Genomic DNA, 362 nt, shown 5'->3' with positions numbered 1-362 from the left:
CTAATTATATACTTGACAAAGCAGTGACCAAAAAGCATATTGTTCTCAACGGAGAACGACATGACGAACCTCACCAACCCAATCTTTCAAAACGCCGACGCAGCCCGCGAGCACCTTGAGGCCCAGCGCTGGCCTGATGGCGCGGTCTGCCCGCACTGCGGATGCGTGGGGGATAAGCACGTCACGGCCATCAAGGGCGCTCGTTCTCGTCCGTCTGCCGCGCACCCTGAAGGCAAGGAGCGCAAGGGCCTCTACCAGTGCAATGCCTGCCGCAAGCAATTCACGGTAACGGTTGGCACCGTATTCGAGCGCTCCAAGGTTCCGCTTCATAAGTGGTTGCTGGCAACCTACCTGCTGACCTC

At 57.7% G+C, this 362-nt stretch carries 1 protein-coding gene; it reads left to right on the top strand.

Features of this window, described 5'->3' with window-relative positions; translation table 11 throughout:
• Window positions 1-60: 60 nt before the first annotated feature.
• Window positions 61-362 (top strand): transposase (locus B4F73_RS16015; RefSeq protein ID WP_290483761.1); only part of this gene is annotated, 302 nt, incomplete at its 3' end.

The sequence above is a fragment of the Hyphomonas sp. UBA3601 genome (genome assembly GCF_002375605.1).
Classification (GTDB): Bacteria; Pseudomonadota; Alphaproteobacteria; order Caulobacterales; family Hyphomonadaceae; genus Hyphomonas.
Note: the sequence above shows the minus strand (reverse complement) of the source record. Positions and strands in the feature narration are given on the sequence as shown.